The 25,880-nt window shown below is 74.1% G+C and carries 26 protein-coding genes and 3 tRNA genes; 14 read left to right on the top strand and 15 right to left on the bottom strand.

The genetic code is table 11. The features are described from left to right. The 6 genes from IN07_RS00435 to IN07_RS00455 all read left to right on the top strand — a co-directional run. The coding region (locus tag IN07_RS00435; RefSeq protein ID WP_052090432.1) for a DUF3566 domain-containing protein at window positions 1-501 on the top strand (501 nt) is incomplete at its 5' end. Between the two features lie 72 nt (window positions 502-573). Further along, window positions 574-647 (top strand) — tRNA-Ile (locus IN07_RS00440). Between the two features lie 116 nt (window positions 648-763). Next, window positions 764-904, top strand: a complete 141-nt coding sequence (locus tag IN07_RS25560) for a DLW-39 family protein (RefSeq protein ID WP_197058292.1) — start codon at window positions 764-766, stop codon at window positions 902-904. Between the two features lie 37 nt (window positions 905-941). Further along, window positions 942-1,014, top strand: a tRNA-Ala gene (locus tag IN07_RS00445). A 106-nt stretch (window positions 1,015-1,120) separates the two neighbouring features. Next, a complete protein-coding gene (locus IN07_RS00450; RefSeq protein WP_036332487.1) occupies window positions 1,121-1,657 on the top strand; it encodes a peptidylprolyl isomerase in 537 nt (178 codons plus the stop codon). A 131-nt stretch (window positions 1,658-1,788) separates the two neighbouring features. Then, window positions 1,789-2,532, top strand: coding sequence for a rhomboid family intramembrane serine protease (locus IN07_RS00455; RefSeq protein ID WP_036332490.1), 744 nt, complete (start codon window positions 1,789-1,791; stop codon window positions 2,530-2,532). On the opposite strand, the gene IN07_RS00460 is transcribed toward IN07_RS00455, so the two are convergent. After that, window positions 2,529-2,930 carry a PH domain-containing protein gene (locus tag IN07_RS00460; RefSeq protein WP_036332492.1) on the bottom strand — a complete coding sequence of 134 codons (402 nt, stop codon included), beginning with the start codon at window positions 2,928-2,930 and terminating at the stop codon, window positions 2,529-2,531. The two genes, IN07_RS00455 and IN07_RS00460, sit on opposite strands and share 4 nt — an antisense overlap. Window positions 2,931-3,029: 99 nt before the next feature. Between IN07_RS00460 and IN07_RS00465 the strand changes: the two genes are divergently transcribed. After that, the gene (locus IN07_RS00465; protein ID WP_036332494.1) at window positions 3,030-4,190 is read left to right on the top strand and encodes a thiolase family protein; all 1,161 of its coding nucleotides are present in this window, start codon (window positions 3,030-3,032) and stop codon (window positions 4,188-4,190) included. Window positions 4,191-4,782: 592 nt separating this feature from the next. Here IN07_RS00465 and crgA read toward each other — a convergent pair. Next, window positions 4,783-5,055: a cell division protein CrgA gene (gene crgA / locus IN07_RS00470; protein WP_036332496.1), complete on the bottom strand. Its 273-nt coding sequence runs from the start codon at window positions 5,053-5,055 to the stop codon at window positions 4,783-4,785. Window positions 5,056-5,205: 150 nt separating this feature from the next. Between crgA and IN07_RS00475 the strand changes: the two genes are divergently transcribed. Next, window positions 5,206-5,952, top strand: coding sequence for a DUF881 domain-containing protein (locus IN07_RS00475; RefSeq protein WP_036332498.1), 747 nt, complete (start codon window positions 5,206-5,208; stop codon window positions 5,950-5,952). 142 nt (window positions 5,953-6,094) lie between these two features. Further along, window positions 6,095-6,757 carry an aminodeoxychorismate/anthranilate synthase component II gene (locus tag IN07_RS00480; protein WP_036332500.1) on the top strand — a complete coding sequence of 221 codons (663 nt, stop codon included), beginning with the start codon at window positions 6,095-6,097 and terminating at the stop codon, window positions 6,755-6,757. Between the two features lie 28 nt (window positions 6,758-6,785). On the opposite strand, the gene pknB is transcribed toward IN07_RS00480, so the two are convergent. The 7 genes from pknB to IN07_RS00515 all read right to left on the bottom strand — a co-directional run bounded on the left by pknB (window position 6,786) and on the right by IN07_RS00515 (window position 15,986). After that, window positions 6,786-8,567 carry a Stk1 family PASTA domain-containing Ser/Thr kinase gene (pknB, locus tag IN07_RS00485; protein WP_036332502.1) on the bottom strand — a complete coding sequence of 594 codons (1,782 nt, stop codon included), beginning with the start codon at window positions 8,565-8,567 and terminating at the stop codon, window positions 6,786-6,788. A gap of 136 nt (window positions 8,568-8,703) precedes the next feature. Further along, window positions 8,704-10,431 (bottom strand): serine/threonine-protein kinase, encoded by a 1,728-nt coding sequence (locus tag IN07_RS00490; protein ID WP_052090434.1) that lies wholly within the window; start codon window positions 10,429-10,431, stop codon window positions 8,704-8,706. Further along, window positions 10,431-11,870: a peptidoglycan D,D-transpeptidase FtsI family protein gene (locus tag IN07_RS00495; RefSeq protein ID WP_036332504.1), complete on the bottom strand. Its 1,440-nt coding sequence runs from the start codon at window positions 11,868-11,870 to the stop codon at window positions 10,431-10,433. The genes IN07_RS00490 and IN07_RS00495 overlap by 1 nt, the downstream gene beginning before the upstream one ends. After that, window positions 11,867-13,294 (bottom strand): FtsW/RodA/SpoVE family cell cycle protein, encoded by a 1,428-nt coding sequence (locus tag IN07_RS00500; RefSeq protein WP_036332506.1) that lies wholly within the window; start codon window positions 13,292-13,294, stop codon window positions 11,867-11,869. Before IN07_RS00500 ends, IN07_RS00495 begins: the two co-directional genes overlap by 4 nt. Then, window positions 13,294-14,709 carry a PP2C family protein-serine/threonine phosphatase gene (locus IN07_RS00505; protein ID WP_036332508.1) on the bottom strand — a complete coding sequence of 472 codons (1,416 nt, stop codon included), beginning with the start codon at window positions 14,707-14,709 and terminating at the stop codon, window positions 13,294-13,296. The genes IN07_RS00500 and IN07_RS00505 overlap by 1 nt, the downstream gene beginning before the upstream one ends. Next, on the bottom strand, window positions 14,706-15,167 hold the full coding sequence (locus tag IN07_RS00510; protein WP_036332510.1) for an FHA domain-containing protein FhaB/FipA: 462 nt from the start codon (window positions 15,165-15,167) through the stop codon (window positions 14,706-14,708). The genes IN07_RS00505 and IN07_RS00510 overlap by 4 nt, the downstream gene beginning before the upstream one ends. A 21-nt stretch (window positions 15,168-15,188) precedes the next feature. Next, window positions 15,189-15,986 carry an FhaA domain-containing protein gene (locus IN07_RS00515; protein WP_036332512.1) on the bottom strand — a complete coding sequence of 266 codons (798 nt, stop codon included), beginning with the start codon at window positions 15,984-15,986 and terminating at the stop codon, window positions 15,189-15,191. Between the two features lie 223 nt (window positions 15,987-16,209). Here IN07_RS00515 and IN07_RS00520 point away from each other — a divergent pair. Beyond that, window positions 16,210-16,292: transfer RNA gene (locus tag IN07_RS00520), tRNA-Leu, on the top strand. A gap of 45 nt (window positions 16,293-16,337) precedes the next feature. Here the strand turns inward: IN07_RS00520 and IN07_RS00525 are convergent. The 4 genes from IN07_RS00525 to IN07_RS00540 form a co-directional block, all read right to left on the bottom strand. Next, a complete protein-coding gene (locus IN07_RS00525) occupies window positions 16,338-17,387 on the bottom strand; it encodes a hypothetical protein (protein WP_036332514.1) in 1,050 nt (349 codons plus the stop codon). Beyond that, window positions 17,384-18,034, bottom strand: a complete 651-nt coding sequence (locus IN07_RS00530; RefSeq protein WP_197058293.1) for an RNA polymerase sigma factor — start codon at window positions 18,032-18,034, stop codon at window positions 17,384-17,386. Before IN07_RS00530 ends, IN07_RS00525 begins: the two co-directional genes overlap by 4 nt. 145 nt (window positions 18,035-18,179) lie before the next feature. Beyond that, window positions 18,180-18,557, bottom strand: coding sequence for a nuclear transport factor 2 family protein (locus IN07_RS00535; protein WP_036332554.1), 378 nt, complete (start codon window positions 18,555-18,557; stop codon window positions 18,180-18,182). Window positions 18,558-18,642: 85 nt separating this feature from the next. Continuing rightward, on the bottom strand, window positions 18,643-19,164 hold the full coding sequence (locus IN07_RS00540) for a DUF1707 SHOCT-like domain-containing protein (protein ID WP_036332556.1): 522 nt from the start codon (window positions 19,162-19,164) through the stop codon (window positions 18,643-18,645). Window positions 19,165-19,336: 172 nt separating this feature from the next. On the opposite strand from IN07_RS00540, the gene IN07_RS00545 reads away from it, so the two are divergent. Beyond that, entirely contained in the window at window positions 19,337-20,272 is a 936-nt protein-coding gene (locus tag IN07_RS00545) for an aldose epimerase family protein (protein ID WP_036332516.1), read from the top strand. Window positions 20,273-20,331: 59 nt separating this feature from the next. Further along, window positions 20,332-20,547, top strand: coding sequence for an RNA-binding S4 domain-containing protein (locus IN07_RS00550; protein ID WP_036332558.1), 216 nt, complete (start codon window positions 20,332-20,334; stop codon window positions 20,545-20,547). A gap of 172 nt (window positions 20,548-20,719) precedes the next feature. On the opposite strand, the gene IN07_RS00555 is transcribed toward IN07_RS00550, so the two are convergent. After that, a complete protein-coding gene (locus IN07_RS00555) occupies window positions 20,720-21,703 on the bottom strand; it encodes an endonuclease/exonuclease/phosphatase family protein (RefSeq protein WP_052090435.1) in 984 nt (327 codons plus the stop codon). 120 nt (window positions 21,704-21,823) lie between these two features. Here IN07_RS00555 and IN07_RS00560 point away from each other — a divergent pair, with 120 nt between their 5' ends. Beyond that, window positions 21,824-23,401, top strand: coding sequence for a CYTH and CHAD domain-containing protein (locus IN07_RS00560; protein WP_036332519.1), 1,578 nt, complete (start codon window positions 21,824-21,826; stop codon window positions 23,399-23,401). A gap of 36 nt (window positions 23,402-23,437) precedes the next feature. Continuing rightward, on the top strand, window positions 23,438-24,661 hold the full coding sequence (locus IN07_RS00565) for a metallophosphoesterase (protein WP_036332521.1): 1,224 nt from the start codon (window positions 23,438-23,440) through the stop codon (window positions 24,659-24,661). 138 nt (window positions 24,662-24,799) lie between these two features. Here IN07_RS00565 and IN07_RS00570 read toward each other — a convergent pair whose 3' ends face one another. Next, window positions 24,800-25,828 carry an ATP-dependent 6-phosphofructokinase gene (locus tag IN07_RS00570; protein ID WP_036332523.1) on the bottom strand — a complete coding sequence of 343 codons (1,029 nt, stop codon included), beginning with the start codon at window positions 25,826-25,828 and terminating at the stop codon, window positions 24,800-24,802. Window positions 25,829-25,880: the final 52 nt, after the last annotated feature.

Raw genomic sequence — 25,880 nt, forward strand, 5'->3', positions numbered from 1 at the left:
GCGGCTGCGCGCCCGATCGACCCGGCGGCCCGACCCGACCCCGCGCGCCCCACGGCCAGGCCGGCATCCCGGCCGGCCGGCCAGGGCGCCGGTCGGGCCCCCTCCGGCAAGGCCCGCGGCGCCGTCAACCGTGGCCCGCGTCGGGCCCGGCTGCAGCTGCGCCACATCGACACCTGGTCGGCGCTGAAGATCTCACTCGTCCTCTCGATCGCCCTGTTCTTCGTGTGGATGGTCGCGGTCGGCATCCTGTACGGGGTGCTCAGCAGCCTGGGCGTCTTCGACACGGTCAACGACCTGATCGGGCAGCTGGCCACCACCACCGAGACCACGGACGGGGGCGGTGAGGTGATCACCGCCGGCGTCGTCTTCGGTGGCGCTGCGGTGATCGGGGCGATCAACATCGTGCTGCTCACGGCGCTGTGCACCGTGGGGACGTTCGTCTACAACCTCTGCTCCGACCTGGTCGGCGGTCTCGAGGTCACCCTCGCCGAGCGCGACTGAGCGAGCCACACCCGCTGAGGCCCCCCGGGTCGGAGGGCCTCAGCCGGGCAGGTAAGCTGTTCACCGGTCCACGGGCCTGTAGCTCAGACGGTTAGAGCGCATCCCTGATAAGGATGAGGCCGGAGGTTCAAGTCCTCCCAGGCCCACCCGTGCACCGACGGCGGGCGGCAGCGATCTCCACGGGGATCACGGTCGCCCGCCGCTGGGTCCCGGCAGCGGTCACCGGCACCGCGGTGGCCCACACCGTTCGAGGAGGTCCCGCGTGCTGAAGAAGCTGGCGATGGCAGCGCTCGCGGCCGGTGCCCTGGCGGCCGTGCGCAAGCGCAGCTCCGGCAAGGGCGAGACCGACCTGTGGGCCGAGGCGACCCGCGGCCCGGGTTCGGTCAGCACGCCCGGCGCCTGATCCCGCGACTGCGGTCGACCGACCACCGCAGTCCCCCGGGGACGTAGCTCAATTGGCAGAGCACCGCCTTTGCAAGGCGGGGGTTAGGGGTTCGATTCCCCTCGTCTCCACTCCGGGCCCGCCAGGGCCCTCGAGGACCTTCGCCGGCCGCCGGGCACAGCCCGGACGCACCGGGCGCCCAGCGGCCTCCCGGTCGGCAGTGGGAGAGTGGTCGTCGTGACTGAACAGACCTCCGCCGCACGGCGCGCCGTCCTGCACACCAACCACGGCGACATCACCGTCGACCTGTTCCCCGACCACGCCCCCAAGACGGTCGCGAACTTCACCGAGCTCGCCGAGGGCAGCCGCGAGTGGATCGACCCGCGTACCCGGGAGAAGACCACGGCCAAGCTCTACGACGGCACGGTGTTCCACCGGGTCATCCAGGGCTTCATGATCCAGGGTGGCGACCCGCTGGGTCAGGGCACCGGTGGCCCCGGCTACCGCTTCGGCGACGAGTTCCACCCCGACCTGTCGTTCAACCGCCCCTACCTGCTGGCCATGGCCAACGCGGGCCCCGGCACGAACGGCTCCCAATTCTTCATCACCGTCACCAACACCCCGCACCTGAACAACAAGCACACGATCTTCGGTGAGGTGGCCGACGACGCCAGCCGCCAGGTCGTCGACGCGATCGCCACCGCCCCGACCGCCCGCGGCGACCGCCCGGTCGAGGACATCGTGATCAACTCCGTCGAGGTGCAGCGCAGCTGAGCACCCCCGAGGGCAGCGGGGGCGCCGGCGCGGAGCCGCAGCCGGCGCCCCCTGCCACCTGCTACCGGCACCCGGACCGGCCCACCGGGGTCCGCTGCGCCCGCTGCAGCCGGCCCATCTGCCCGGAGTGCATGAACCCGGCCGCGGTCGGCTTCCAGTGCCCGGACGACGTGCGGGCCGGCAACGCCACCGTCCGCCGTCCCAAGCGCACCACCGGGCTGCGCAGCGCAGCCCGGCGGTGGGGGGCAGCCACCCTCTCCCTCATCGCGCTGAACCTGCTGGTCGCCCTCGCGACCGCCGGCTCGGCGATCAGCGTCGGCGTCAACCCGCTGCGCAGCTTCCGCTCGCCGCTGCAGGACGACTTCGCGATCGTCCCCTACCTGGTCGACGCCGGTGAGTGGTGGCGGGTGGTCACCAGCGCCTTCACCCACGTCGGGCCGGTGCACCTGGCGCTGAACATGCTCGCCCTGCTGCTGTTCGGCTCCGAACTCGAACGCCAGCTGGGTCGGGGCCGCTTCCTGACCGTCTACCTGGTCTCCGCGCTGGGCGGCGTGGCCGCCCTGCAGCTGTTCGGCAACTACCTCGGTGCGGTGGTCGGCGCATCGGCGGCGATCTACGGCCTGCTGGGCGCCTTCGGCGTGGTCCTGCTGAAGCAGAAGCAGGACCTCCGCGGGCTCCTCACCCTGCTGGTGATCAACCTGGCGATCAGCTTCCTGCCCGGGGTCTCCCTGCTCGGGCACCTCGGCGGGCTCGTCGTCGGCGCACTGACGGCCGGCATCCTCGTCCTGGGCGGCCGCCGGCGGCCGGTCGTGGTCGGCGGGGTCGCCGTCCTGGTGGTCGTGCTGCTGGTGCTGGTGTTCGGCGGGCTGCGCTAGCGCCCTGCGCCGGCGGCGTGCAGGTCCCGGGCGACCGCGTCCGGGTCCTGACCCAGCTCCCGGCGGCCCAGCACGACCAGGACGGCGTCGTCCGTGACGTCCTCCAGCTCCAGCGTGCGGGCGCGCAACCCCCACCGTCGTGACGTCCGCACCCGGGCGCGCAGCGCCGGCCAGGCGATCGTCGTCCCGCCGCTGATCGCCCGCACCGTCACGCCGTGGGCGTCGGCGCGGAGCCGGGGGCGCAGCAGCAGGTCGCGGGCGGCCAGGCCCAGCAGCAGGACGGCGCCGCCACCGACGAGGACCCGCCCGACCGGGTCGACCAGCAGGGTGGCCAGCGCGAGGGCCACGCCGGCGGCGGCCATCGCCACCGCCTCGCCGATCCGGGGCGACCAGTGCACGGGGCCAGCTTGTCAGCACCGGCTGCGGACCTGTACGCGGCGCCTAGCATCGGGGAACCGGACGTCTGAGACGTCACCGTCTGCGATGAGGAGTGGTCCATGCGCGATGCCGTCATCTGTGCCGCCGTCCGCACACCGGTGGGGAAGCGGGGCGGCGGGCTGTCCGGCGTGCACGCCGCCGACCTGTCCGCCACGGTGCTCCGTGTCCTGGTGGAGCGCACCGGCCTGGACCCGGCCGTCGTCGACGACGTCTTCTGGGGCTGCGTGAGCCAGGTCGGTGAGCAGACCAGCAACATCGGCCGGGTCGCGGCACTGGCGGCCGGCTGGCCGGAGACGGTGCCCGGCACGACCATCGACCGGCAGTGCGGCTCCTCCCAGCAGGCGGTCGCCTTCGCCGCCGCGACCGTCATCAGCGGTCAGGCGGACGTCGTGGTGGCTGGTGGGGTCGAGTCGATGAGCCGGGTGCCGATGGGCTCCTCGGCCGGTGACGGGTCGGCCGGCCGCCCGCTGGGGCCGCAGTACCTGGCCCGCTACGGCGGGGTCGCGCCCAACCAGGGGGTCGGGGCGGAGATGATCGCGGCGCGGTGGGGCCTGTCCCGGGCCGAGCTCGACGAGTTCGCGCTGGGCTCGCACGAGCGGGCGGCCAAGGCCCAGGCCGACGGGGCCTTCGACACGCAGCTCGTCCCGGTCCACACCCCCGAGGGCGCCGTGGTGACCGCCGATGAGGGCATCCGCACCGGCGGCACGCTCGAGGCGCTCGGGGCGCTCAAGACCCCCTTCCAGGCCGACGGCGTGATCAGTGCCGGCAACGCCAGCCAGATCTCCGACGGATCGGCCGCGCTCCTGGTCACCACCTCCGAACGGGCCCGCGAGCTGGGGCTCACCCCTGTGGTCCGGGTGCACACGACGGTCGTCGCCGGTGACGACCCGGTGATCATGCTGACCGCCCCCATCTCGGCCACCCGCAAGGTGCTGGACCGCTCCGGGCTGGCGCTGGCCGACATCGGGGTCTTCGAGGTGAACGAGGCGTTCGCCCCGGTGCCGCTCGCCTGGCGCCGGGAGATCGGCGCCGCCGCCGAGGCGGTCAACCCCCTGGGTGGCGCGATCGCGCTCGGGCACCCCCTGGGCGCCTCGGGCGCACGCATCATGACCACGCTGGTGCACCACATGCAGGCCACCGGCACCCGGTACGGGCTGCAGACGATGTGCGAGGGCGGTGGCATGGCCAACGCGACGATCCTGGAGCTCCTCGACCGCTGACCGACCCGGTCCCGGTCGTCCACAGCCCCCGTCCACGCGGACGGGGGCTGTGCTGTCCCGGCGACCGTCCACCGGGGTGGGGATGTCGACAACTCGCCCGGACACGCGCGGGAACGGCCCGTCACGCTGCTGGTTTGCGCTTCGGGGAGTCGGGTAGTAAGCGCCTGATCGCCTTCGGGAGAAGGATCAGAGCGACCGGTTTTCCCACAGGTGTGTACACAGCTGGGGACGGAGTTCCACGGGTGTAGTTACCCCTGTGCCGTTTCCGCCCCAGTGGTCACATCGCAGGCATTCCCGCAGGTCAGCCCAGGGTCCCTCGGTCCGGGCAACCCACAGATCGTGGACAACCCGGTGGATGGCGGAGCAGCCTGCCTGTGGACGGAGCGGCCCGCTGTGCACAGACGATCTTCCGGCGAGCCCCTGACCTGCACGTTGACCGTTTGTCGACCCAGCGGGCCGGTGACGGCTCGCTGTGCACTGGTCACCGAGCGGAGTACCGACCGGTCAGCGTCCCCTCGGGGGACGAGGCCCACACGACGAAGGCCCCCGTCCCGGAGGGACGAGGGCCTGTCGGTCGAGCCGTGCGCGGGCGTCAGCGCCAGCGCATCGACATGATCAGCCCGGCGACCATGGCGCCGAAACCGATGGCGAAGTTCCACGGGCCCAGCGTCGTCATGAGCGGGATCCGGTCGCCTGCCACGTAGTAGACGACGATCCACAGCAGACCGAGCAACATCAGCGCGACCATCACCGGCGCGTACCACCGCGGGCTCGGCTGCGCGGCCTGGGCCCGGGCCGCGCTCGCGGGCAGCACGCCCTCCGGCGGCGTGTAGACCGACTTCTTGCGCACCTTCGACTTGGGCACCTGGCGGACTCCCTCCCGGGCCGGTGGCCTGACGCCCCGGCGTGAACGCCTACCAGCCTAAGCTGAGACGGCCAGCAGTCCCGCCCCGTCGCGCGGTGGCGTCACCCCTGTTCGCCCCTCCGGGGTGGGCGCCGACACCAGGAGGTGTGCATGACCCGCATCGGGCGCCCCCGCCGGTTCGACCCGTGGGTCGGGCTCGTGCCCGTCGTCGCCCTGGCCGCCGGTCTGCTGTTCGCCACCTCCAGCACGACGGCGCAGGGCACCGACCTGCGGGGTGGGGAGGTCACCGAGCTGTCCGCGCTGATCGAGGAGCGTGACTCCACCGTCGCCGGTCAGCAGGCCGAGCTGGCCGCCCTGCAGCAGCAGGTGCAGGCGCTCACCGACCTGGCGGCCTCGCGGAACGGGGAGGTCGCCGCCGTGCAGCAGGAGGCCGCCCCCGGGGTCGGCTCCGCCGGGCTCGCGGAGCTCACCGGGCCGGGGCTGGCCATCGCGCTGGACGACGCCCCGCGCACGTCCGCCGGCACCACGCCGACCGAGGGCAACCCGGACAACCTGGTGATCCACCAGTCCGACGTCCAGGCGGTGGTGAACGCGCTGTGGGCCGCCGGTGCCGACGGCGTGGCCATCATGGGGCAGCGGCTGATCTCCACCAGCGCCGTCATCTGCGTCGGCCCCACCCTGCTGCTGCACGGCCGTACGTACTCACCGCCGTACGTGGTCACCGCGGTCGGGGACGCCGACGAGATGCGGGACGAGCTCGCCGCCTCCCCGGGGGTGCAGGTCTTCCAGGAGGCGGCCGACGCCTACGGGCTGACCTTCGACGTCGAGGAGCAGGACAAGCTGACCCTGCCGGCCTATGACGGGGCCCTGGACATGCAGTACGCCAGGGTCGGCTGACCGTCTGCGCCCGACCGTCCCGATCGTGGTGACGGCGCACTCCTCCGTGTACACCTGAGACCGTGGGGGCCCACCCGGCCGCCCGACACCGCCCTCTGGAGATCGAGCCCCTCGTGTCCCGCACCGACGTGAGTGTCCAGCGATGAGCCTGCCCGCCGTCCGGCCGGTGCTCGTCGTCGACAACTTCGACAGCTTCGTCTACAACCTCGTCCAGTACCTGGGCCAGCTCGGGGTGCCCAGCGTGGTGCGCCGCAACGACGCGGTGACCGTCGACGAGCTCACCGACCTCGACCTCGCCGGGGTGTTGCTCTCCCCCGGCCCCGGCACACCGGTCGACGCCGGCGTGACCGTGCCGATGGTGCGGGCCGCCGCCGATGCCGGGCTGCCGGTCCTCGGGGTCTGCCTGGGGCACCAGGCCATCGCCGAGGCCTTCGGTGGCGTCGTGGGCCGGGCGCCCGAGCTGCTGCACGGCAAGACCAGCCAGGTCGTGCACGAGGGCGTGGGCGTGCTGGCCGGGCTGGACAGCCCGTTCACCGCCACCCGGTACCACTCGCTCGCGGTGGAGTCCGACAGCGTCCCGGCCGAGCTGGAGGTCACCGGCCGCACGCCGTCGGGCATCGTGATGGCGCTGCGGCACCGGGAGCTGCCCATCGAGGGGGTGCAGTTCCACCCCGAGTCGGTGCTCACCGAGGGCGGGCACCGGTTGCTGGCGAACTGGCTGTCCAGTTGTGGACTGGCACCGGATCCCGCCCGGGTCGAGGCGGCGGCAGCCACCGCCCGCCGGCTCACCACCGTCACGATCTGAACCGGCCACCCCGCCGGGTGGCCCGCGCTCAGCTGGTGGGCTGCGCCGGTGGGGTGGTCTCTTCCGTCGGCGGAGCCGCCGGGGTGGTCGGGGTGGGCGTCGGCGTGGGGGTCGGGGTGGGCTGAGCAGGCGTCGGGACGGCGATCAGCAGCGTCACCGTCTCGCCGGCCGAGACGGAGGCCCGCGGCCCCGGGTCGGTGTCGACGACCGTGCCCGGCGTGGCGTCGTCCCGCTCGACGTTGTTCGGCACGATGACGCCGTTGTCGAGCCCCGCGTCCACGAGGGCCTCCCGGGCGGCGGGCTCGGTGAGCCTGCGGACGTCGGGCAGGGTGATCGAGCCGGTGGAGATGCTCAGCCGGAACGACACGTCCGGGGCGGCCTGGCTGCCCGGCGCGGGGTCGAGGCCCACGACGGTGCCGGCGGGCTGCAGGCTGTCGACCTGATCGGTGCTGGTGCTCCCGGTGAAGCCGGCGCCCTCCAGCCGGTCGATCGCCTCGTCCTGGTCGTCGCCCAGCACGTTGGGTACGGCGATGGTGTTGGGGCCGCCGCCGACGACCAGGTCCACCGGCTCCTGCGGGTCCAGCTGGGTGCCCGCGGCCGGGCTGGAGCTGAGCACGGTGTCCTCCTGGGCCTGGGTGCTCGGCTCGCGGGTGACCGTGCCGACCTGCAGGCCCGCGGCCAGGATCTCGGCCTCGGCGGCGGCCTGCGGGTCACCGACGAGGTCGGGCACCGCGACCTGCTCGACCACGGGGGCCGTGGGTTCGTCGCCCCCGGAGGTCAGGGCCAGTGCCAGGCCGACGCCGCCGGCGATCAGCACGACGACGGCGACGACGATGGCGATGATCCGGTTGCGCCGGCGCTTGTCGTCGGCCTGCCCGTCGTCCCACTCGTCGTTGCCGTACCCGCCGGGGGTCACGCCGATGATCGTGGTCTTCTCGGCGTCGCTCATCACCGGTGTCGCCTCGACCCGTTGGCCGGCGACGGCGCGCAGCAGGTCCGCGCGCATGTCGGCGGCGGACTGGTAGCGGTTCGCCGGGTTCTTGCTCATCGCCTTGAGCAGGATGGCGTCGAGCTCCGGGGTGATCTCCGGGTTGATCGACGACGGCGTCCGGGGGTCTTCCCGCACGTGCTGGTAGGCGACGGCGACGGGGGAGTCGCCGGTGAAGGGCGGGGCGCCGGTGACCAGCTCGTAGAGCAGGCACCCGGCGGAGTAGACGTCGGAGCGGGCGTCGACGCCCTCGCCGCGGGCCTGCTCGGGGGAGAGGTACTGGGCGGTGCCGATCACGGCGGCCGTCGAGGTCATCGTCGCGGCGGAGTCGGAGACCGCGCGGGCGATGCCGAAGTCCATCACCTTCACGGTGCCCTGCGGCGTGATCATGACGTTGCCGGGCTTCACGTCCCGGTGCACGATGCCGTTGCGGTGGCTGAAGTCCAGCGCGGCGCAGATGTCGGCGGTGAGCGACATGGCGCGCTCGGGGGGGAGGCGCCGCTCGCGGCGGAGCACGTCGCGCAGGGTGTCGCCCTCGACGTACTCCATGACGATGTAGGGGGTAGCGCCGGTGGCGGTGCGGTCCTCCCCCGTGTCGTAGACCGCGACGATCGCCGGGTGGTTCAGCGACGCGCTGGCCTGGGCCTCGCGGCGGAACCGGACCTGGGACGACGGGTCACGGGCGAGGTCCTGACGCAGCACCTTGACCGCGACCTCCCGGCCCAGCCGGAGGTCGCGCCCCCGGTGCACCTCCGCCATGCCGCCGCGGCCGAGCACCCCGCCGATCTCGTAGCGCTCGCCGAGCACCTGGGGGGTGGTCATCGGTGGTCCTCTCGGGTGGTGCGGTGCGGCGGTCGCGGCTCCGGGGTGGCTGGACCGGGGAGCGGTACGCCGTCGCGGAGCCTAATCGCTGGCGGGCTCGCGGCAGGCGCGACGCGAGCGCCTCGGGACGCGTGTGTCACTGGTTGCCTGAGATGCTGCCCGCTGACGGTGCGTCCGCGTTCGGGGAGACAGAGGCGGCCGGAGACGAAGACGGGGCCGGGTCGACGGGCTCGCTGGTCGGTGTGTTGGTCGGGGTGTTGGTGGGGGTGTTGGTCGACGTGTTGGCGCTGGTCGAGCTCCGCTGGGTCACCGTCGCGGTCACCGTGGCGGTCGTCGGGGTGGTGGGCCCGCCGTCCTCGCCCTCGTCGTCCCCGTCGTCGGGTGCGGGTGCCGCCGGCGGCGGCGCACTGCTCTCCTCGGCGTCCCCGGCGTCCCCGGGGGCGTAGGCCTGGGCGGCCACGGCAAGCGTGATCGTCGCCCCCTCCGCGAGGGGACCGCGCGCGGGGGAGGCGGTCACGACGGCGTTCTCGGCCAGCGCGATCCCGGCCTCCTCCAGCTCGTCCGCAGTGGCTTCCTCCTGCCGCACCGTGAAGCCCTGGCCCACGAGTTGGGCGCTGACGAGATCGGCGTCGTCCCCGACGTAGTCGGCCACGTCGAACGCGATGGCCCCGGAGGCACTGGTGGACGCCGATGCGGATGCCGAGGGGGAGCTGGCGCCACCCGGCGCCGCCGAACTGTCCGGGTCGTCGGACCTGGAGAGGACGAGGAACACCCCGGCGGCGACCAGCCCGACGAGGGCCAGCGCCGCCGCGGCCCACAGCAGCCGGGTGCGGCGGAGGTCCTGCGGGTCGGCCTCGTCACCGGTCCAGCTGCTCGCACCGTCGCCGTCGACCGGGGGGCCGTGCAGCGGGGGCATGGTGCGGGGCGCGGTCGAGGGGTTCACGGTGGTGCCCGGACCGGTCGCCGGCAACATCGTGGTCGCCGTGCCGTCGTCCCCGACCACCTGGGTCATCGCGGTGGCGGCCGGCACGGTGCCACCGGCCGCCACCTGCCGCACCGCGGCGGCGAAGGCCGCGCCGTCGGGGAAGCGTGCCGCCGGGTCCTTGGCCAGGGCGCGCTCGATCAGCGCCCGCACCTGCCATGGCACGTCCGCGGGCATGGGGGGCGGAGGTCGGTTTATCTGCGCCAGCGCGATCGCCACCTGCGACTCGCCGTCGAAGGGACGCACCCCCGCGATGCACTCGTACCCGAGCACGCCGAGCGAGTAGACGTCGGAGGCGGCGGTCACCACGTGCCCCTGGGCCTGCTCGGGGGAGAGGTACTGCGCGGTGCCGACCACCATCCCGGTGCGCGTGAGCGGGGCGGCGTCGCGGGCGTAGGCGATGCCGAAGTCGGTCAGCTTGACCACGCCGTCCGGCCGCACGAGCAGGTTCCCGGGCTTGATGTCCCGGTGCACCATGCCGGCGTCGTGCGCGGCGGAGAGGCCGTCGCCGGCCTGCCCGAGGACGTCGAGGGTCTGCTCGGCGGTGAGCCGCCCGCGCTCGGCCAGGATGGTGACCAGCGGCTTGCCCTCGACGAACTCCATGATCAGGTAGGCCAGGCGCTGGCCGTCCTGGGTGGTCTCGCCGTAGTCGTAGACCGAGGCGATGTTCGGGTGCGACAGGGCGGCGGTGTGCCTGGCCTCGTTCCGGAACCGGATGAGGAAGCTCGAGTCGCCGGTGTACTCGCTGCGCAGCACCTTGACCGCGATGATCCGGCCGAGGGTGCGGTCGCGGGCCTGCCAGACCTCCCCCATCCCACCGGTGGCGATCGGGGCGGTGATCTCGTAGCGGCCGGCCAGCTGGCTGCCCACGCGGACGGCCATCAGCCGCCGCCCTGCAGGTGGGCCTCGATGACCGAGCGCGCGATCGGGGCGGAGATGTCCCCGCCGGTGCCGCCGCCGTTGCGGATGAAGACGGCCACCGCGATGCTCGGGTCGTCCGCGGGGGCGAAGCCGATGAACCAGTTGTGGTCGGGGCCGGCGTTCTCCGCGGTGCCGGTCTTGCCGGCCACCTCGATGCCGCTGATCCGGGCACGCCGGCCGGTGCCCTCGTCGACGACGTTGGTCATCATCGCGGTGAGCTGGTCGGCGACCTCCTCCGAGAAGGGCTCCGACAGCTGCTCGGGCTCGGTCTGGTCGAGCACCGAGAGGTCCGGGGCCTGGATCGACTCGACCAGGTACGGGTTCATCAGGTCGCCGTCGTTGGCGACCGCGGCGGCGATCATCGCGGCCTGCATCGGGGTCAGGGCGACGTCCCGCTGTCCGATCGAGGTCTGCCCCAGCGCGGCGTCGCTCTCGATGTCGCCGATCGTGCTGCCCTGCACGGTCAGCGGGATCTCGAAGCGCTCCCCGTCGATGCCGAACGCCTCGGCCATCTCCCGGACGGCCTCCTCACCCAGGTCGATCCCGAGCTGGGCGAAGGCGGTGTTGCAGGAGATGGTGAGCGCGTCGATCAGCGGCTGTTCACCGGACGGGCTGCACGGCTCGTTGCCGAAGTTCTGCAGGTCGGTCGAGGTGCCCGGCAGGACGTAGTCCTGCGGGGCCGGGACGACCGTCTCCGGCGTGTAGTCGCCGCTGGCCAGCGCTGCGGCGGCGACTACGACCTTGAAGATCGAGCCGGCCGGGTAGCGCTCGGAGATGGCCTGGTTGGTCCGCGGGTCGGTCTCCATCGCGTCCAGCTGCTCGGCGTAGGCGCGGACCGCGGTGGTGTCGCTGCCGGCCAACTGGCCCGGGTCGTACGTGGGCGTGCTGGCCAGGCCGAGGACCGCCCCGGTGGACGGGTCGAGGGCGACGACGGCGCCGACGTGACCCGCCAGGCCGGCCATCGCCGCCTCCTGGACGGCCGGGTCCAGGGTGAGCTCGACGTTGCCGCCGGAGGGGTCCCGGCCGGTGAACAGGTCGGCCAGCCGCCGGCCGAAGAGCCGGTCGTCGGTGCCACGCAGGACGTCGTTCTCGACCCGCTCGATCCCGCGGTTGCCGAACAGCACCGAGTAGTACCCGGTGGCCGCTGCGTACAGCGGCCCGTTGGCGTAGGTGCGCTGGTACCGCAGGGTGCTGTCGGTCTCGACGGAGGAGGCGATCTCGTTGCCGTCGACGACGATCGCCCCGCGCTCCCGGCCGTACTCCTCGGTGAGGACGCGGGTGTTGCGGGCGTCCGCGCGCAGGTCGTCGGCGCGGAGCACCTGGATCACGTTGACGTTGACGATCAGCAGGGTGAACAGCACCAGCACGCTGATCGCCACCTTGCGGAGCGGGGCGTTCACGGCTGGACCACCTCGGTCGGGGCATCGGTGAGCCTCGGCGGCGTGGTCGCGGCCGTGGCGGCCGGCCGGCGGGCGGCGTCGCTGATCCGCACCAGCAGCGCCACCAGCCCGAAGTTCGCGACCAGGGACGATCCGCCGTAGGCGAGGAAGGGCGTGGTCAACCCGGTGAGCGGGAGCAGCCCGGTGACCCCGCCCAGGACGACGAAGACCTGCCAGGCGAGGGAGAAGGCCAGCCCGGCGGCCAGCAGCTTGCCGAAGCCGTCGCGGACCACCAGGGAGGTGCGCAGCCCCCGCTCGACCAGGACCAGGTAGATCACGATCATCGCGACCAGGCCGAAGAGACCCAGCTCCTCACCGATGGCGGCGGCGATGAAGTCGCTCTTGGCGACCGGCACCTGGTCCGGCCGCCCGCCGCCGAGGCCGGCACCGAACAGACCGCCGGTGCCGAGGCTGAAGAGCGACTGGACCACCTGGTAGCCGCCGGTGTCGGCGTAGGCGAAGGGGTCCAGCCAGGTGTCCACCCGCACCCGGACGTGACTGAAGAGCTGGTAGGCGACGAACGCACCGCCGGCGAACAGCAGCAGGCCGATGACCAGCCAGCTCGCGCGCTCGGTGGCGACGTAGAGCATCACCACGAAGATGCCGAACAGCAGCAGCGAGCTGCCCAGGTCGCGCTCGAAGACCAGCACCAGGATCGAGGCGACCCACGCCAGCAGCACCGGGCCGAGGTCGCGGCCGCGCGGCAGCTCCAGGCGGAGCACCCGGCGGCTGGCCAGCGCCAGCACGTCGCGCTTGTCGACCAGGTAGGCGGCGAAGAAGACGATCAGGCAGATCTTGGCGAACTCACCGGGCTGGATGGAGAAGCCGCCGAACCGGATCCACAGCTTGGCACCGTTGATCTCCGAGTTCGGCAGCACCGCGGGGAGCGCCAGCAGCACCAGCCCGATGAGGGCGAGGGTGTAGGCGAAGCGGGCGAGCGCCCGGTGGTCGCGCACGATCACCAGGACGGCGATGAACAGCACCAGCCCGACCGTGGCCCACACCAACTGGACCGGGGCGTCCACGCTCGCGGAACTGCTGCCGCCGAGCTGGGTACCGGCGATGTCCAGCCGGTGGATCATCGACAGGCCCAGCCCGGACAGCACCGCGACGCAGGGCAGCAGCAGCGGGTCGGCGTAGGGCGCGAACCGCCGGACGACGACGTGCGCGACGACCCACAGCGCGGAGAACCAGATGCCGAAGGTGACCAGCTCGGTGCCCGGGGACCCGGTGACGGTGATGTCGATGATCAGGTGCGCGGCCAGTGTGATGAGCACCGCGAAGCCGAGCAGGAGCAGTTCGGTGCCCCGTCGGGTGGGGATGGCCGTGCCGGGGGCGATGGCAGCGCGCGGGTCGGTGCCGGGGCCGTTGACCGGCGCAGCCACTAGTCGGCCTCCCGGCAGTCCACTCCCGGCTCACCGGAACGGGACAGCGCCGAGGTCGTCGGCTCGGTGGCGTCCGTGCCGGGCACGGTCGTGGTGACGGTCGTCGTGGCGGCGGCGGCGTCCGGTTGCCCCGGGACGGGGGCGGGCTCCGCCGGAGGGGCCGGGGTGGGGGACGGGGTGCCGGTGGCCAGCGCGGACGTCGTCCGGCACAGCGGCAGCTGCTGGCCGCGGAGGTTGGACAGTATCCGCGCGGCGTCGTCCGGGTCGTCGGCGGGGATCCCGTCGCTGACCCGGTTACGGGCGGCCTGGGTGAGGTCGGTGGTGGCCAGCGCCGTCGCCTCGTCCAGGCGGTAGAGGTCCAGCCCGACGACGGAGGCGTTGAGTCCGCGGAACACCCCGACCCGGTCGCCGTCGGCGGTCTCGGCGACCCCGACGAACCAGTGGCCCATCACGAACAGGTAGGCGCCGATCGTCGCGGCCCCCAGCACCACGACGGCAGCCAGCGCGAACAGCGCGGTGCGCAGCGGCCGGCGACGGCGCGGCGGTGGGGAGCTGGTGGTCAGCGCGGTGGACTGCCCGGTGGCCTGTGGGTCGGCGAGCGCGGCGCGACCGGCGGCCGACCGGGGGTCGACCTCCCGCTGGCCCACGTGGTCGCCGGCGGCGCCGTCGACGACCGGCTCGACGAGCACGCCACGGCCGTCGTCCTCGACGACGTCGGCCACGATGCAGGTGATGTTGTCCGGGCCGCCGCTGCGCAGCGCGAGCTCGATCAACCGGTCGGCGGTCGCCTGGGCGTCCGGTTCATGCAGCGCGCCGGCGAGCGTCTCGTGGCTGACCACGCCGGAGAGGCCGTCGGAGCACAGCATGTAGCGGTCGCCGGCGCGGGCGTCGCGCATCGACAGGTCCGGCTCGACGTCCTGGCCGTTGAGGGCGCGCAGCAGCAGCGAGCGCTGCGGGTGGCTGTTGGCCTCCTCCTCGGTGATCCGGCCGTCGTCGATCAGCGTCTGGACGAAGGTGTCGTCGTGGGTGATCTGGTGCAGCTCGCCGTCGCGCATCAGGTAGGCGCGGGAGTCACCGACGTGGCACAGCCCCAACCGGCCACCGGCGAAGAGGACGGCGGTCAGCGTCGTCCCCATGCCCTCCAGCTGCGGGGACTCCCGGATCACCTCGCGCAGGTGCTCGCTGCCCTCGAACACCGCGTGACGCAGCGCCTGGAGCAGGTCGCCGGAGGGGGCGTCCTCGTCGAGGTGCTCCAGCGCCGCGATGACGACCTTGCTGGCGACGTCGCCCGCCGCGTGCCCGCCCATGCCGTCCGCGACGGCCAGCAACCGGGGCCCGGCGTACACCGAGTCCTGGTTGGTGCCGCGGATCAGACCGCGGTCGGAACGCGCCGCATAGCGGAGGACCAAGCTCATGAACGCAGCTCCAGGACGGTCTGCCCGATCCGGATCGGCTGACCGGGGGCCACCAGCAGCGGGCCCTGCACCCGCTGCTGGTCGAGGTAGGTGCCGTTGGTGGACCCGAGGTCCTCCACGTACCACTGGCCGCCGCGGTTGGTCAGCCGCGCGTGCCGGGAGGAGGCGAAGTCGTCGGTGAGCACCAGGGTCGAGTCGTCGGCGCGGCCGATCAGGATGGCCTGTTCCCCCAGGGTGATCCGGGTGCCCGACAGCGGGCCGGCGGTGACGACGAGGTGGCGGGGTCCGCGGCCGCCGCGCTTGCGGGCGGCGGCGGCGCGGGGCGGCACCGAGGCCACCCGGCCGGCCCGGCCCCCGAACAGGTCGGCGCGGACCACCCGGAAGGCGGCGAAGACGAACAGCCAGAGCAGGATCAGGAACCCGAAGCGGAAGGCCTGCAGCACGATCTCAGCCGGCACAGCGACCCCCGGGGACCGCGCTCACGCGCCGTCCTGTCGGTACACCAGCACCGAGTGACCGATGCGGAGGACGTCGCCGTCGGCCAGCTCCTGGCGCCCCACCCGGCGACCGTTCACCAGCGTGCCGTTGGTCGAGCCGAGGTCCTCGACGACGACCGCGCCACCGACGAGCTGGACGTCGGCGTGCTTGCGGCTCACCCCGGTGTCGGGCAGCCGGACGTCGGCCTCGGTGCCGCGACCCAGCACGTTGCTGCCCTGTTCGAGCACGTGCTTGGTGCCCGGGCCGTCGACGACCAGGACGTGGCTGACCCGCTGGCCGGGGCGGCCCACGACCGAGGGTTCCTGGGCGCCGGTGTCGGTGGCCCCCATGGCGGCGCCGGGCAGCCGCGGCAGCGGGGGCAGGCCGGGTGGGGGTGGCGGTGGCGCGGCCGGCGAGCGCTGCGAGGCCCCGCCGGTGACGTGCGAGCCGACCTCGAAGACCCCGGTGCGCAGCTCCTCGTCGAGCTCCAGCCGGACCTCGATGTCGCCGAAGGTCTGGTAGCCCTCGCGCTGGATGTGCTCGGCGACCATGTCGGCGAGCTCAGCGGCCAGCTGCTCGGACCACTCGACCAGGTTCTCGTGGTCGGTGGGGCCGAGGGTCACGACGAAGACGTTCGGGGCGAGCACCCGGTCACCACTGAGCACCGAGCGCTGCTCATCGGCCTCGCGCTGGAGGGCGTGGGCGATCTCGGCGGGGTGCACCTTCCCCTTGAACACCCGGGCGAAGGCCAGCCCGACCATGCCCTCGAGGCGTCGTTCGAAGCGCTGCAGCGCACCCACAGTCGCTCCCTTGCGCTCGGTCGACCTCCCACTGCCCTGAGTGCCGATCGTAACCGGGGGAGGGTCGCCGGAACGGTCGGGAAGCACAGGACGCCCCGGACGATCTCGTCCGTGCCGTGTCGACACACCGTTCTACCAGCGCGCCGCCGGCGATGGTCGGTGCCGTGCCGAGCGGGGGGCTGCGAGAGGCGGCGCCGGGGGCTGCTACTGTTCTTCCTCGCCAGGGCAAGTGGCGGAATGGCAGACGCGCACGGTTCAGGTCCGTGTGTCCGAGAGGACGTGGGGGTTCAACTCCCCCCTTGCCCACAGTCGAAGGCCCCCACCCGATCCGGGTGGGGGCCTTCGTCGTGGTCAGGGGCGGTGGGTCACCTGCTCGGCGAACTCGAGCACCTGCTCCTGGGTGAAGGCGTCGGGCACCTGCAGGGTGAACGTCGTCCCGTCGGTGAACTGCGCCTGCAGGAACCAGCCGCGCTGGTCCAGGTACCCGGTGTCGACCAGCACCAGCTGGGCCGGCCGGCCGTGCACGACCACGTCCAGCTGGGGGCCGATCGGCCCCATGATGCTGCTGCGCACCTGGTCGGCCGGGGCCACGTCCTCCGGCAGCGGGACGTGGACGGTGATCTCCTGCTGCTCGTACGCGTCGTTGACCAGCGTCAGCACCCGGCCCGTCTTGAAGAACTGCACCGACCAGCCGGCCGGTGCCAGCCCGATGTCCAGGGTCGCGGGCTGCGGACGGTCGACCAGTGACCGCGCGATGGCCAGCACCTGCTCGGACGTCCGGTACCGGCCGTGGGCCTCGATCGTCACCCACTGGTCCTCCGACCGTTCCCAGGTCAGCCAGGTGAACGCGCGGCGACCGCAGTCCTCGCCCAGGCCGTCGCCGGTGCACCAGTCCTGGGACCAGCGGACCAGTTCGGCGTCGCGTCCGTCGACGCTGACCTCCTCCACCGCCGCGACCTCGACGCCGGCCACGTCCTCGTCGGGCCGCGGGGACTCGTCGTCGCCCACGTACAGGGTGAAGCCGTGCTCGCCGGTGGGGTCGTCGTAGGCGGCGATCGAGGCACCGTCGCCGTCCCCGTCGAAGGCCGGACGGAGCCCGTCGGGGACCGGGTCGAGCGAGAGCGGGAACGTCGGCATCGTGAAGTCGACGAGCGTGACGCTGTCGGCCGGTGTCCCCGGACCGTCCGGCGCGGCGATGACGACGGCCGCCGTCCAGGCCGCGGCGACGGCGACCCCCGCGGCACCCAGCCGCAGCGTCGTCCGCCGGCTGGGCTTGCGACGGCGGGCCGGGGCCGGGCCGTCGATCTCCGCCAGCAGGGCGGCCCGGGCGGCGGAGCGAGCGGCGGAGGAGAGGGCCGGCGCCTCGGGGCCGGCCTCGCGGAGTGCGGTCAGCTCGTTCATCGGGTCTCCTCCGGGGTGTCGCTGGACGGGGAGACGTCCCCGAGCGCGGTGCGGGTCTGCCGGCGGGCGCGGTGCAGCCGGGAGCGGACCGTCCCGACCGGGACGTCGAGGACGGCGGCGATCTCCGCATAGCTCAGGTCGCCCCAGGCGAGCAGGAGCAGCGCGTCCCGGTCCCGGGGCTCCAGCGCCGCCAGCGCGCCGGCCAGCGGGCCGCGCAAGGCCTGGGCGTCGATCCGGTCGGCTGCTTCGGCAGGATCGGCGGCGTGCTCCTCCGGCTGCCCGGCGGCCTTGGCCAGCGTCCGGTAGCGGCGCCGCTCGGTGCGCTCGTGCCCGTGCACGACGTGGGTGGCGATGCCCAGCAGCCAGGGGCGGACCTCGACGTGCTGCGGGCGGTACGCCGCGCGCCGGCGGAACGCGATGAGGAACGTCTCGCTGAGCAGGTCGTCGGCGAGGTCGCCCACGCGCCGGCCGAGGTAGCGGTGCACGGCGGCGGCGTGCCGGTCGAACAGTGCGGTGAACTGCTCCGGCTCGGACGTCGAGCGGGCGATCAGCTCGGCGTCGGTGGGCAGCGCCGAGGGGAGGGCCCACAACGGAACCGGATCCGGCGGAGGGTCGATCGACCGGTGCGCGGAGCGGAGTCCGACCACGGGTGGTGATTCTCCGGCAGCGGAGGGTGGGCTCGTCACACCCCTTCATGGCCGGACCCGGCGATCCGGTTCACGGGCGACCGCCGTCGGTACCGCAGCGCCCCGGCGGCCCGCCGGTCACCGGAGCGCTGCTGTGCTGCCGAGGTCAGGCGGTGCCGCTGCGGCCCTGGATGAAGGCGGCCGAGTCGTAGTACGTGCGGACGCCGGACAGCTCCTCCTCGTCGCCCTCGATCAGGGTGACCCCGCGGTAGGTGAACGGCTTCCCGTCGCGCAGGGTGCCGGTGGAGGTCCACTCCAGCGCCGCGCTCGACTCACCGACCACGGTGTGCGTGAACGTCGTCTCGATCTCGTCGAAGACGTCGCGGTAGTCGGTCCAGAACGTCTGCGCGCCCTCCCGGCCCCGGGTCTCGTGGTGCTCGTCGAGCTTGACCAGCTGGGTGTCCTCCCCGGCGAGCTCGACGAGGGGGCCGGGGTCGCGGTCGGCGTCCAGCCGGTGCAGTGCATCGGCGAAACGGTCGGTCATGGTGTGCACGGGTCCTCCGGAGGTCCTGGGCTCGGACCCGTCCGCTACCCCCACCGTCGCCGGCTGACGCGGGACACGCCGGGGTTCAGCCCCGGCCGCCGTGCGGCAGCCGGCGCTGGTCGTCGCAGCCGGTCCCGCGCTGCCCGCCGACGGTCTGGGCGAGCAGGACCAGCCCCCACGGCCCGATCACCCAGATCGGCCACGGGTAGAGCCACCCGTCGCTGGCCAGCGAGGTGATCAGCCAGATGCCCACCACGATCACCGCGGTGCTCAGCCAGCTCGCCCAGGCCGCCCGCATGCTCGCGCCGCCGGCCCAGGGGACGGAACTGCCGTACCAGCCGTGGGCCGCCCAGGGGCCCCCGCCGGCCGGGCCGGCCGGCGGGCCGGCGACGGCGGGGGCCTCGGGGGCGCGGCTCCCGGCCGGCTCGGCGGTGGGGAGGTCGGTGGTCAGCTCGGCGAGCTCGCCGTAGGTGCGGGCCGCGTAGGCCCGGGCCAGCCGGTCGTCGTACTCGGCGACGGTGAGCCGGCCGGCGGACATGTGCCGGCCGAGGACCTCGGCGACCGCCGTCCGGTCGGCATCGGCGGCGCGCAGGTGGGGCTCGGGCATCGGGGGCTCCTCGTCGTCGGTGCCCGTCCAGTCTGTCGCCGCACGGCCCGCCGAGGCCACTGACGTCTGTCACGACCCGTCGGTGACCTGGGTCAGGCGGCAGGTTCCACGTGGAACGGCGACGTCTGCGCTGTGGTGAGCTGTCCGCGAACCGTCTCCCCGGGAGGACCGCATGCCGCTCGAGCCCTCGTCCACCGACCTCCGCTGGCCGGCCACCGAACCGCGCGACGTCGAGGTGACCGCCGGCCCCGCCCGGTTGGCCGTGGACCTCCGCGGCGGAGCCCTGCGCGAGCTCGTCGTCGGTGACTGGCACGTGCTGGACGGCTATGCGTCCGGCACCGTCCCGGCCGGCCGGCGCGGCGGCGTCCTGCTGCCCTGGCCCAACCGGCTCCGCGGTGGGCGCTGGTCCTGGCGTGGCCGGGAGCTCCAGCTGGACGTGGTCAGCGAGTCCTCCCCGAACGCGGTGCACGGGCTGGTCACCGCCCAGCCCTGGCACGTGCTGGCCCAGCGCGCGGACGCCGTCACGGTCGGGACGACGATCGAGCCGCGCACCGGCTGGCCCTTCCGACTGGCCGCCGCCATCGACCACACGCTGACGGCCGACCAGCTCACCGTGACCGTGCGGGTGCGCAACGCCGGGGACGAGGACGCGCCGTTCGGGGCGGGCATGCACCCCTACTTCTCGGTCGGCGCGCCGACCCCGGGCGACGTGGCCGCGGCCGAGCTGACCGTGCCGGCCCGCACCGCTCTCGTGCTCGACGGCGGCCTGCCCACCGGTGAGCGGCGGCCCTACGACGGCGCGGTCGGCCGGATCGGGGACCAGTCGATCGACACCGCGGTGACCGACCTGGTCCGGGACGACGACGGCTGGGCGCGCACCCGGCTCAGCGGGCCGGCCGGTGCGCTGGAGGTGGCCGTGGACCCGACCTGGCCCTGGCTCCAGGTCTACACCGGTGACACCCTCCCCCCGGACCAGCGGCGGCGCAGCGTGGCCGTGGAGCCGATGACCTGCCCGCCGAACGCGCTGGCCGACGACGTGGACGTGCTGGTGCTCGCGCCGGGGGAGAGCTGGTCGGGGACCTGGACCGTCGGGTGGACCCCGGCCTGAGCAGCGACGCACGGTGGGCGATGTGCCGACCCCGGCGTGCGGCGGGGAGGATCAGCGTCGTGCGCACCATCGAACTCCGCTCCGGCGAGGACACCATCCGGCTGGGTCAGCTGCTCAAGCTGGTCGACGCCGTCCCCACCGGCGCCCAGGTCAAGGACGTGCTGGTCGCCGGGGACGTGCAGGTGAACGGTGAGCCGGAGGAGCGTCGCGGCCGCCAGCTGCACCGCGGCGACGTCGTCTCGGTGGCCGGGCAGGACGACGTGCGGATCGGCTGACCTGCCGATCGGGTGCGTGCCCGTGCGCGTGCGGTCACCCTGCGCGGGCGGTCGGGTGAGTTAACGCAGATGTCATACAACTCGCGTGCACCCGGTCGGGATGCGGGGCATGAGGTCACTGCCCGGGCGGCGGTGCCGCGAACCCGCCGCCCGGGACACTCCGTCCCTCCGGTCAGCTGAGCGCCGGCAGCCGCAGGTCCGCGACGAGGGCCCGGTGGTCGGTGCCGGGCACGTGCACCACCTGCAGGTCGTCCACCGCGATCCGGGGGTCGACCAGGACGTGGTCCAGGGTGAGCCGTGGCTGGGACACCCGCATCGGCCACCAGGTGGCCCGCCGGGGCGCGCCGACCGCTGCCGCGGCGTCCACCCAGCCCCGGCGCAGCAGCCGTCGGAAGGCGGCGTGGTCGGGGGTGGCGTTGAAGTCGCCGGCCAGCACCCGCAGCACCCCCGGCTCCGGGTCGGGCAGCAGTCGCAGGTCCCCTGCCCAGCTGGCGACCTGAGCGGGGGAGCTGGTCGGCGGGTCCGTGTGCACCGCGGTCAGCTCGACGTCGGGCGCACCGGGCACGACCAGCCGGGCCGCGGGCTGCCCGAAGCGTCCCGGCACCACCGTGCGCCCCCGGATCTCCAGCCGGGTCCAGAGCGCCCCGCCGGCGCCGGCGGGCTGGCCCTCGCCGGCGGGCACCACGTGTCCGGCGGGCAGCAGGTCGGCCACCCCGGCCGCGAGCAGGCCGGAGACCGCCTCGGGCGTGACCTCCATCAGGGCCAGCACATCGGCCTCCTGGTCGGCCGCGAGGGCCACCAGGGCGGCTGGATCGGCCCGGCCGTGCAGCATGTTGGCCGAGACGACCCGCAGCCGTGGCCCCAATGGCCGTCGCGCCGGGGCGGCGGGCGCCGTCGGCCGGAGCACCGCGGCCGCCAGCCCCGTGGCTGCGGCGGCCGACAACGCAGTGGCACCGCGTGAACGGGACACCAGCGCGGCGGTCAGCGGCAGCACGCTGGTGGCCGCGACGTACGGCGTGAAGGCCAGTGCGGGCACGAGGGGGAAGCCGCGTTCGGTGCCGGTCAGCCGGAGCGTCGCCGCCACGGCCCACGGGACCGCGAAGACGGTGGGGGTCCATCGACGGCGCGCGGGAGGTCGGCGGGGCACGGGGTCCATGGTGCCCAGCGCGGGACGGTGATCACCGCCGGGTGCGCTGTTCACCCGCGTGCGGTAGGACGGAGGGCTCACAACGGGGCGCCCAGCAGAGGGTGGCCCGGTGCAGGAGGAGTGACGCCGGTGGCTGTCGAGCATGTGGAGATCGAGCGGAAGTTCGACGTCGACGAGGCGTTCGAACTGCCCGACCTCGGCGGTGCGCCGGGCGTGGTCGAGGTCCGCGAGCCGGTCGAGCACGCGCTGGAGGCCGCCTACTACGACACCACCGACCTGCGGCTGGCCCGGGCCCGGGTCACGATGCGGCGGCGCACCGGCGGCCCGGACGCCGGCTGGCACGTGAAGCTGCCGGCCGTCGCCGGCGCGCGCCGGGAGCTGCACTCCCCCCTCGGCAGGGCCACCAAGACCCCGCCCAAGGCCGTGCTGGAGCCGGTGCTGGGCATCGTCCGCCGCGCTCCGGCGGCCCAGGTGGCCTCGCTGCGCACCCGCCGGGTGGTCCGTGAGCTCGTCGACGCCGACGGCCGGGTGCTGGTCGAGGTCGCCGACGACCACGTCACGGGCACCGCGCTGCCGGCCGCGCCGGGGGAGGCCGCCGTGGTCACCACCTGGCGCGAGGTCGAGGTGGAGCTGGTCGACGGCGACGAGCAGCTGCTCGCCGACGTCGCCGGGCTGCTCGTCACGGCCGGCGCCCGGCCGGCGTCCTCGCCGGCCAAGCTGACCCGCGTGCTCGCCCACCGGCTGGCGGACGCCGACGGAGCGGTCGAGCCGCCCGCCGCGGCCCCGGAGCGGGCCGGGAAGAAGAAGGGCAAGAAGAAGAAGCACCGGCACGCGCCGGGCACGCCCGCCGGCGACGTCGTCCGTGCCGCGCTGGCCGCGCAGGTCCGGGCGCTGCAGGACGCCGACCTGATGGTCCGCACCGGGCAGCCCGACGGCGTCCACCAGGTCCGGGTCGCCTGCCGTCGGCTGCGCAGCACGCTCGCCGCCTTCCGCCCGGTGCTCGACCGCACGCAGACGGACCCGCTGCGCGAGGAGCTCGCGCAGGTCGGGTCGGCGCTGTCCCCCAGCCGGGACGGCGAGGTGGCGGTCGCCCACCTGCGGGACCTGGTCGACGCCGAGCCGGCCGAGCTGGTGCTCGGCCCGGTGGTCGCCCGGCTGCAGCAGGAGGCGGTCCGGGACGAGCAGGCCGGTGACGCGCAGGCGCGCAAGGCGCTGAACACACCCGCCTACCTGCAGCTGCGCGAGGACCTCGACGCGCTGGTCGAGGCGCCACCGCTCACCGAGGCCGCGGCCCGGCCGGCGGAGGAGGTGCTCCGCGAGGTCGTCGCGCGCACCGGCCGCCGGTTGCGGCGCAGCGTCGAGGCGGCCCATGACAGCGACGAGGCCGAGGCCCTGCACGACGTGCGCAAGGCCGCCAAGCGCCTGCGCTACACCGCCGAGGCGGCGGTGCCGGTGCTGGGCGCACCGGTGGCCGAGCTGGTGTCGACGCTGAAGGGCGTCCAGGAGGTGCTCGGCGACCGGCAGGACACCTTCATCACCCGGCCGCTCTGCGTCCAGCTCGGCCGGGCGGCGTTCGCAGCCGGTGAGAACGCCTTCACCTGGGGCCGCCTGCACGCCCTCGAGGAGGCCCGGTGCCAGCAGGCGGAGCGGGACTTCTGGCTGCGCTGGCCGGAGCTGCGCACGGTGCTGAAGACCCAGTCGACGTAGCGTCGGGCGCACCACCCCGACCCCAGGAGCGCGCCGGTGTCCCTGATCGGCCTGCTCGGCTTCGGCCTGACCGTGCTGCTCGTCATGGTCCTGCTGCACGGCTACCTCTGGTGGCGGTTGGTGCGCAGCACCACCCGGCCCGGGCGCGTCCGGCGCCGGCTGACGGTGCTGCTCGTCGTCCTGGCCGTGCTGCCGGTGCTCGTCGTGCTGTTGCGCGGCCGCCTCTCGGTGGGGGACGGGGTGCTGGACTGGGTCGGGTACACCTGGCTGGGCCTGGCGTTCTACCTGTTCCTCGCCACGCTGGCGACCGAGCCGATCCGCGTGGTCGCCCGGCTGGTGCAGCGTCGACGCCGGTCCGAGCCGTTCGACGAGGCGGCTCCGCCGGAGCCGGGCACAGCGTCGGGCGGCGGTGCGGTCCGGGCGGACCGCCCCGTGCAGGACCCCTCCCGCCGGCTGTTCCTGGCCCGCTCGCTGGTGGTCGGGGCGGGTGCGGTCGCGGTCGGGACGGCGGGCACCGGCGTCGTCCTGGCCAACTCGGCCCCGGTCGTCCGCCGCGTGCCGATCCGGATCCCGCGGCTGGACCCGGCCATGGCCGGGCTCCGGATCGTCACCTTCTCCGACGGGCACCTGTCCTCCACCTACGGCGGGCGGCGCTTCGAGCGGCTCGTGGAGACGGTCAACGCCCAGCGCCCCGACGTGGTGGCGATCGTCGGGGACCTGGTCGACGGCGAGGTGAGCGAGCTGCGCGAGGACGTCGCCCCGCTGGCCGACCTGGTCAGCGACCAGGGCGTCTACTTCGTGACCGGCAACCACGAGTACTTCGTCGACACCGGGCAGTGGCTGCGGCACCTGTCCACCCTCGGGGTCGACGTGCTGCGCAACGAGCGGGTGTCCATCGGCCGCGGGGGCGCGACGGTGGACCTGGCCGGCATCGACGACCGGACGGCGGCCGCCTCCGGGCTGCCCGGTCACGGCGCCGACCTGGACGCCGCGCTGGACGGCCGGGACGACGCCGTCCCCGTGGTCCTGCTGGCGCACCAGCCGGTGCAGGTGGAGCAGGCGCGCGCCGCCGGGGTCGACCTGCAGCTGTCCGGGCACACCCACGGCGGCCAGCTCTGGCCCTTCGACTACGCCGTCCTGCTGGACCAGCCGGTGGTCGAGGGCTGGTCGCAGCAGGGGGACACCCAGCTGTACGTCTCCTCCGGAGCCGGCTACTGGGGGCCGCCGATGCGCGTGGGCGCGCGCCCGGAGGTCACGTGATCGAGCTGCTGCCCGGCGAGCCGACCGCCCCGCGCCGCTGAGGCCCGGGCCGCCCGCATGGCACGCTCTCCGCGCGCTGTGCACGTGCTGCGGCACGAGCAGAGCGCACGGAGAGCGTGCGAACAGGGGCGGTGGCCGCTAGCCGGTGAAGGCGGTGGTCTCGCCCAGCCGCGACGGGGGCACGGTCTTCAGTCGCGCCACGGCATCGGCCAGCGGGACCAGCCCGATCTCGGTGCCCTGCAACGCGACCATCTGCCCGGTGTGCCCCTCGTGGGCGGCGATCGTGGCGTGCAGGCCGAAGCGGGTGGCCAGCACCCGGTCGAAGGACGTCGGTGTGCCGCCGCGCTGCACGTGGCCGAGCACCGTCGTCCGCACCTCCTTGCCGGTGCGCCGCTCCAACTCCTCGCCCAGCTGCTGGGCGACCCCGGTGAACCGCCGGTGGCCGAACTCGTCCAGCCCGCCGTCGCGCAGCGGCATCGTGCCCGGCTTGGGCGTGGCGCCCTCGCTGATCACCCCGATGACGTGCCGGTGGCCCCGCTCGAACCGGGCGGTGACCATCTCGCAGACCGCCTCGATGTCGAAGGGCTCCTCGGGGGTGATCACCAGGTGCGCGCCCGCGGCCATCCCGGAGTTCAGCGCGATCCAGCCGGCGTGCCGGCCCATCACCTCGACCAGCAGGACGCGCTGGTGGGACTCGGCGGTCGTGTGCAGCCGGTCGATCATCTCGGTGGCGATGCTGACCGCGGTGTCGAAGCCGAAGGTGAGGTCGGTGCCGTCGATGTCGTTGTCGATCGTCTTCGGGACGCCGACCACCGGCACACCCTCGGACGACAGCCACGCCGCAGCGGTGAGCGTGCCCTCGCCGCCGATGGGCACCAGCACGTCCACCCCGTGGGCGTCGAGCACCTCGCGCATCCGGCCCAGCCCGTCGTGCAGCTTCTGCGGCGCCACCCGGGCGGAGCCGAGGATCGTGCCGCCCCGGGTCAGCAGGTTGTGGACCATGGGCCGGTCCAGCGGCATCGCGTCGTTGTCGAGCAGGCCGCGCCAGCCGTTGCGGAACCCCACGACGTCACTGCCGTACTGCTTCTCCGCGGTGCGGACCACCGCCCGGAGGACGGCGTTGAGGCCGGGGCAGTCTCCGCCGCCGGTCAGGACTCCGATGCGCACGTGCTCTCCTCCGGACGAGGGGGTCGGGCGGGTGAACCGTACGTCATGACGT

This window comes from Modestobacter caceresii (assembly GCF_000761485.1).
GTDB classification, from domain to species: domain Bacteria; phylum Actinomycetota; class Actinomycetes; order Mycobacteriales; family Geodermatophilaceae; genus Modestobacter; species Modestobacter caceresii.

Excerpts from the sequence above, each read along its gene's own strand:
- IN07_RS00455 (WP_036332490.1), top strand. The coding sequence starts at position 1,789 with ATGAACCCGGCCGCGGTCGGCTTCCAGTGCCCGGACGACGTGCGGGCC.
- IN07_RS00465 (WP_036332494.1), top strand. The coding sequence starts at position 3,030 with ATGCGCGATGCCGTCATCTGTGCCGCCGTCCGCACACCGGTGGGGAAG.
- IN07_RS00475 (WP_036332498.1), top strand. The coding sequence starts at position 5,206 with ATGACCCGCATCGGGCGCCCCCGCCGGTTCGACCCGTGGGTCGGGCTC.
- IN07_RS00480 (WP_036332500.1), top strand. The coding sequence starts at position 6,095 with ATGAGCCTGCCCGCCGTCCGGCCGGTGCTCGTCGTCGACAACTTCGAC.
- pknB (WP_036332502.1), bottom strand. The coding sequence starts at position 8,567 with ATGACCACCCCCCAGGTGCTCGGCGAGCGCTACGAGATCGGCGGGGTG.
- IN07_RS00490 (WP_052090434.1), bottom strand. The coding sequence starts at position 10,431 with ATGGCCGTCCGCGTGGGCAGCCAGCTGGCCGGCCGCTACGAGATCACC.
- IN07_RS00505 (WP_036332508.1), bottom strand. The coding sequence starts at position 14,709 with ATGAGCTTGGTCCTCCGCTATGCGGCGCGTTCCGACCGCGGTCTGATC.
- IN07_RS00525 (WP_036332514.1), bottom strand. The coding sequence starts at position 17,387 with ATGAACGAGCTGACCGCACTCCGCGAGGCCGGCCCCGAGGCGCCGGCC.
- IN07_RS00535 (WP_036332554.1), bottom strand. The coding sequence starts at position 18,557 with ATGACCGACCGTTTCGCCGATGCACTGCACCGGCTGGACGCCGACCGC.
- IN07_RS00540 (WP_036332556.1), bottom strand. The coding sequence starts at position 19,164 with ATGCCCGAGCCCCACCTGCGCGCCGCCGATGCCGACCGGACGGCGGTC.
- IN07_RS00545 (WP_036332516.1), top strand. The coding sequence starts at position 19,337 with ATGCCGCTCGAGCCCTCGTCCACCGACCTCCGCTGGCCGGCCACCGAA.
- IN07_RS00555 (WP_052090435.1), bottom strand. The coding sequence starts at position 21,703 with ATGGACCCCGTGCCCCGCCGACCTCCCGCGCGCCGTCGATGGACCCCC.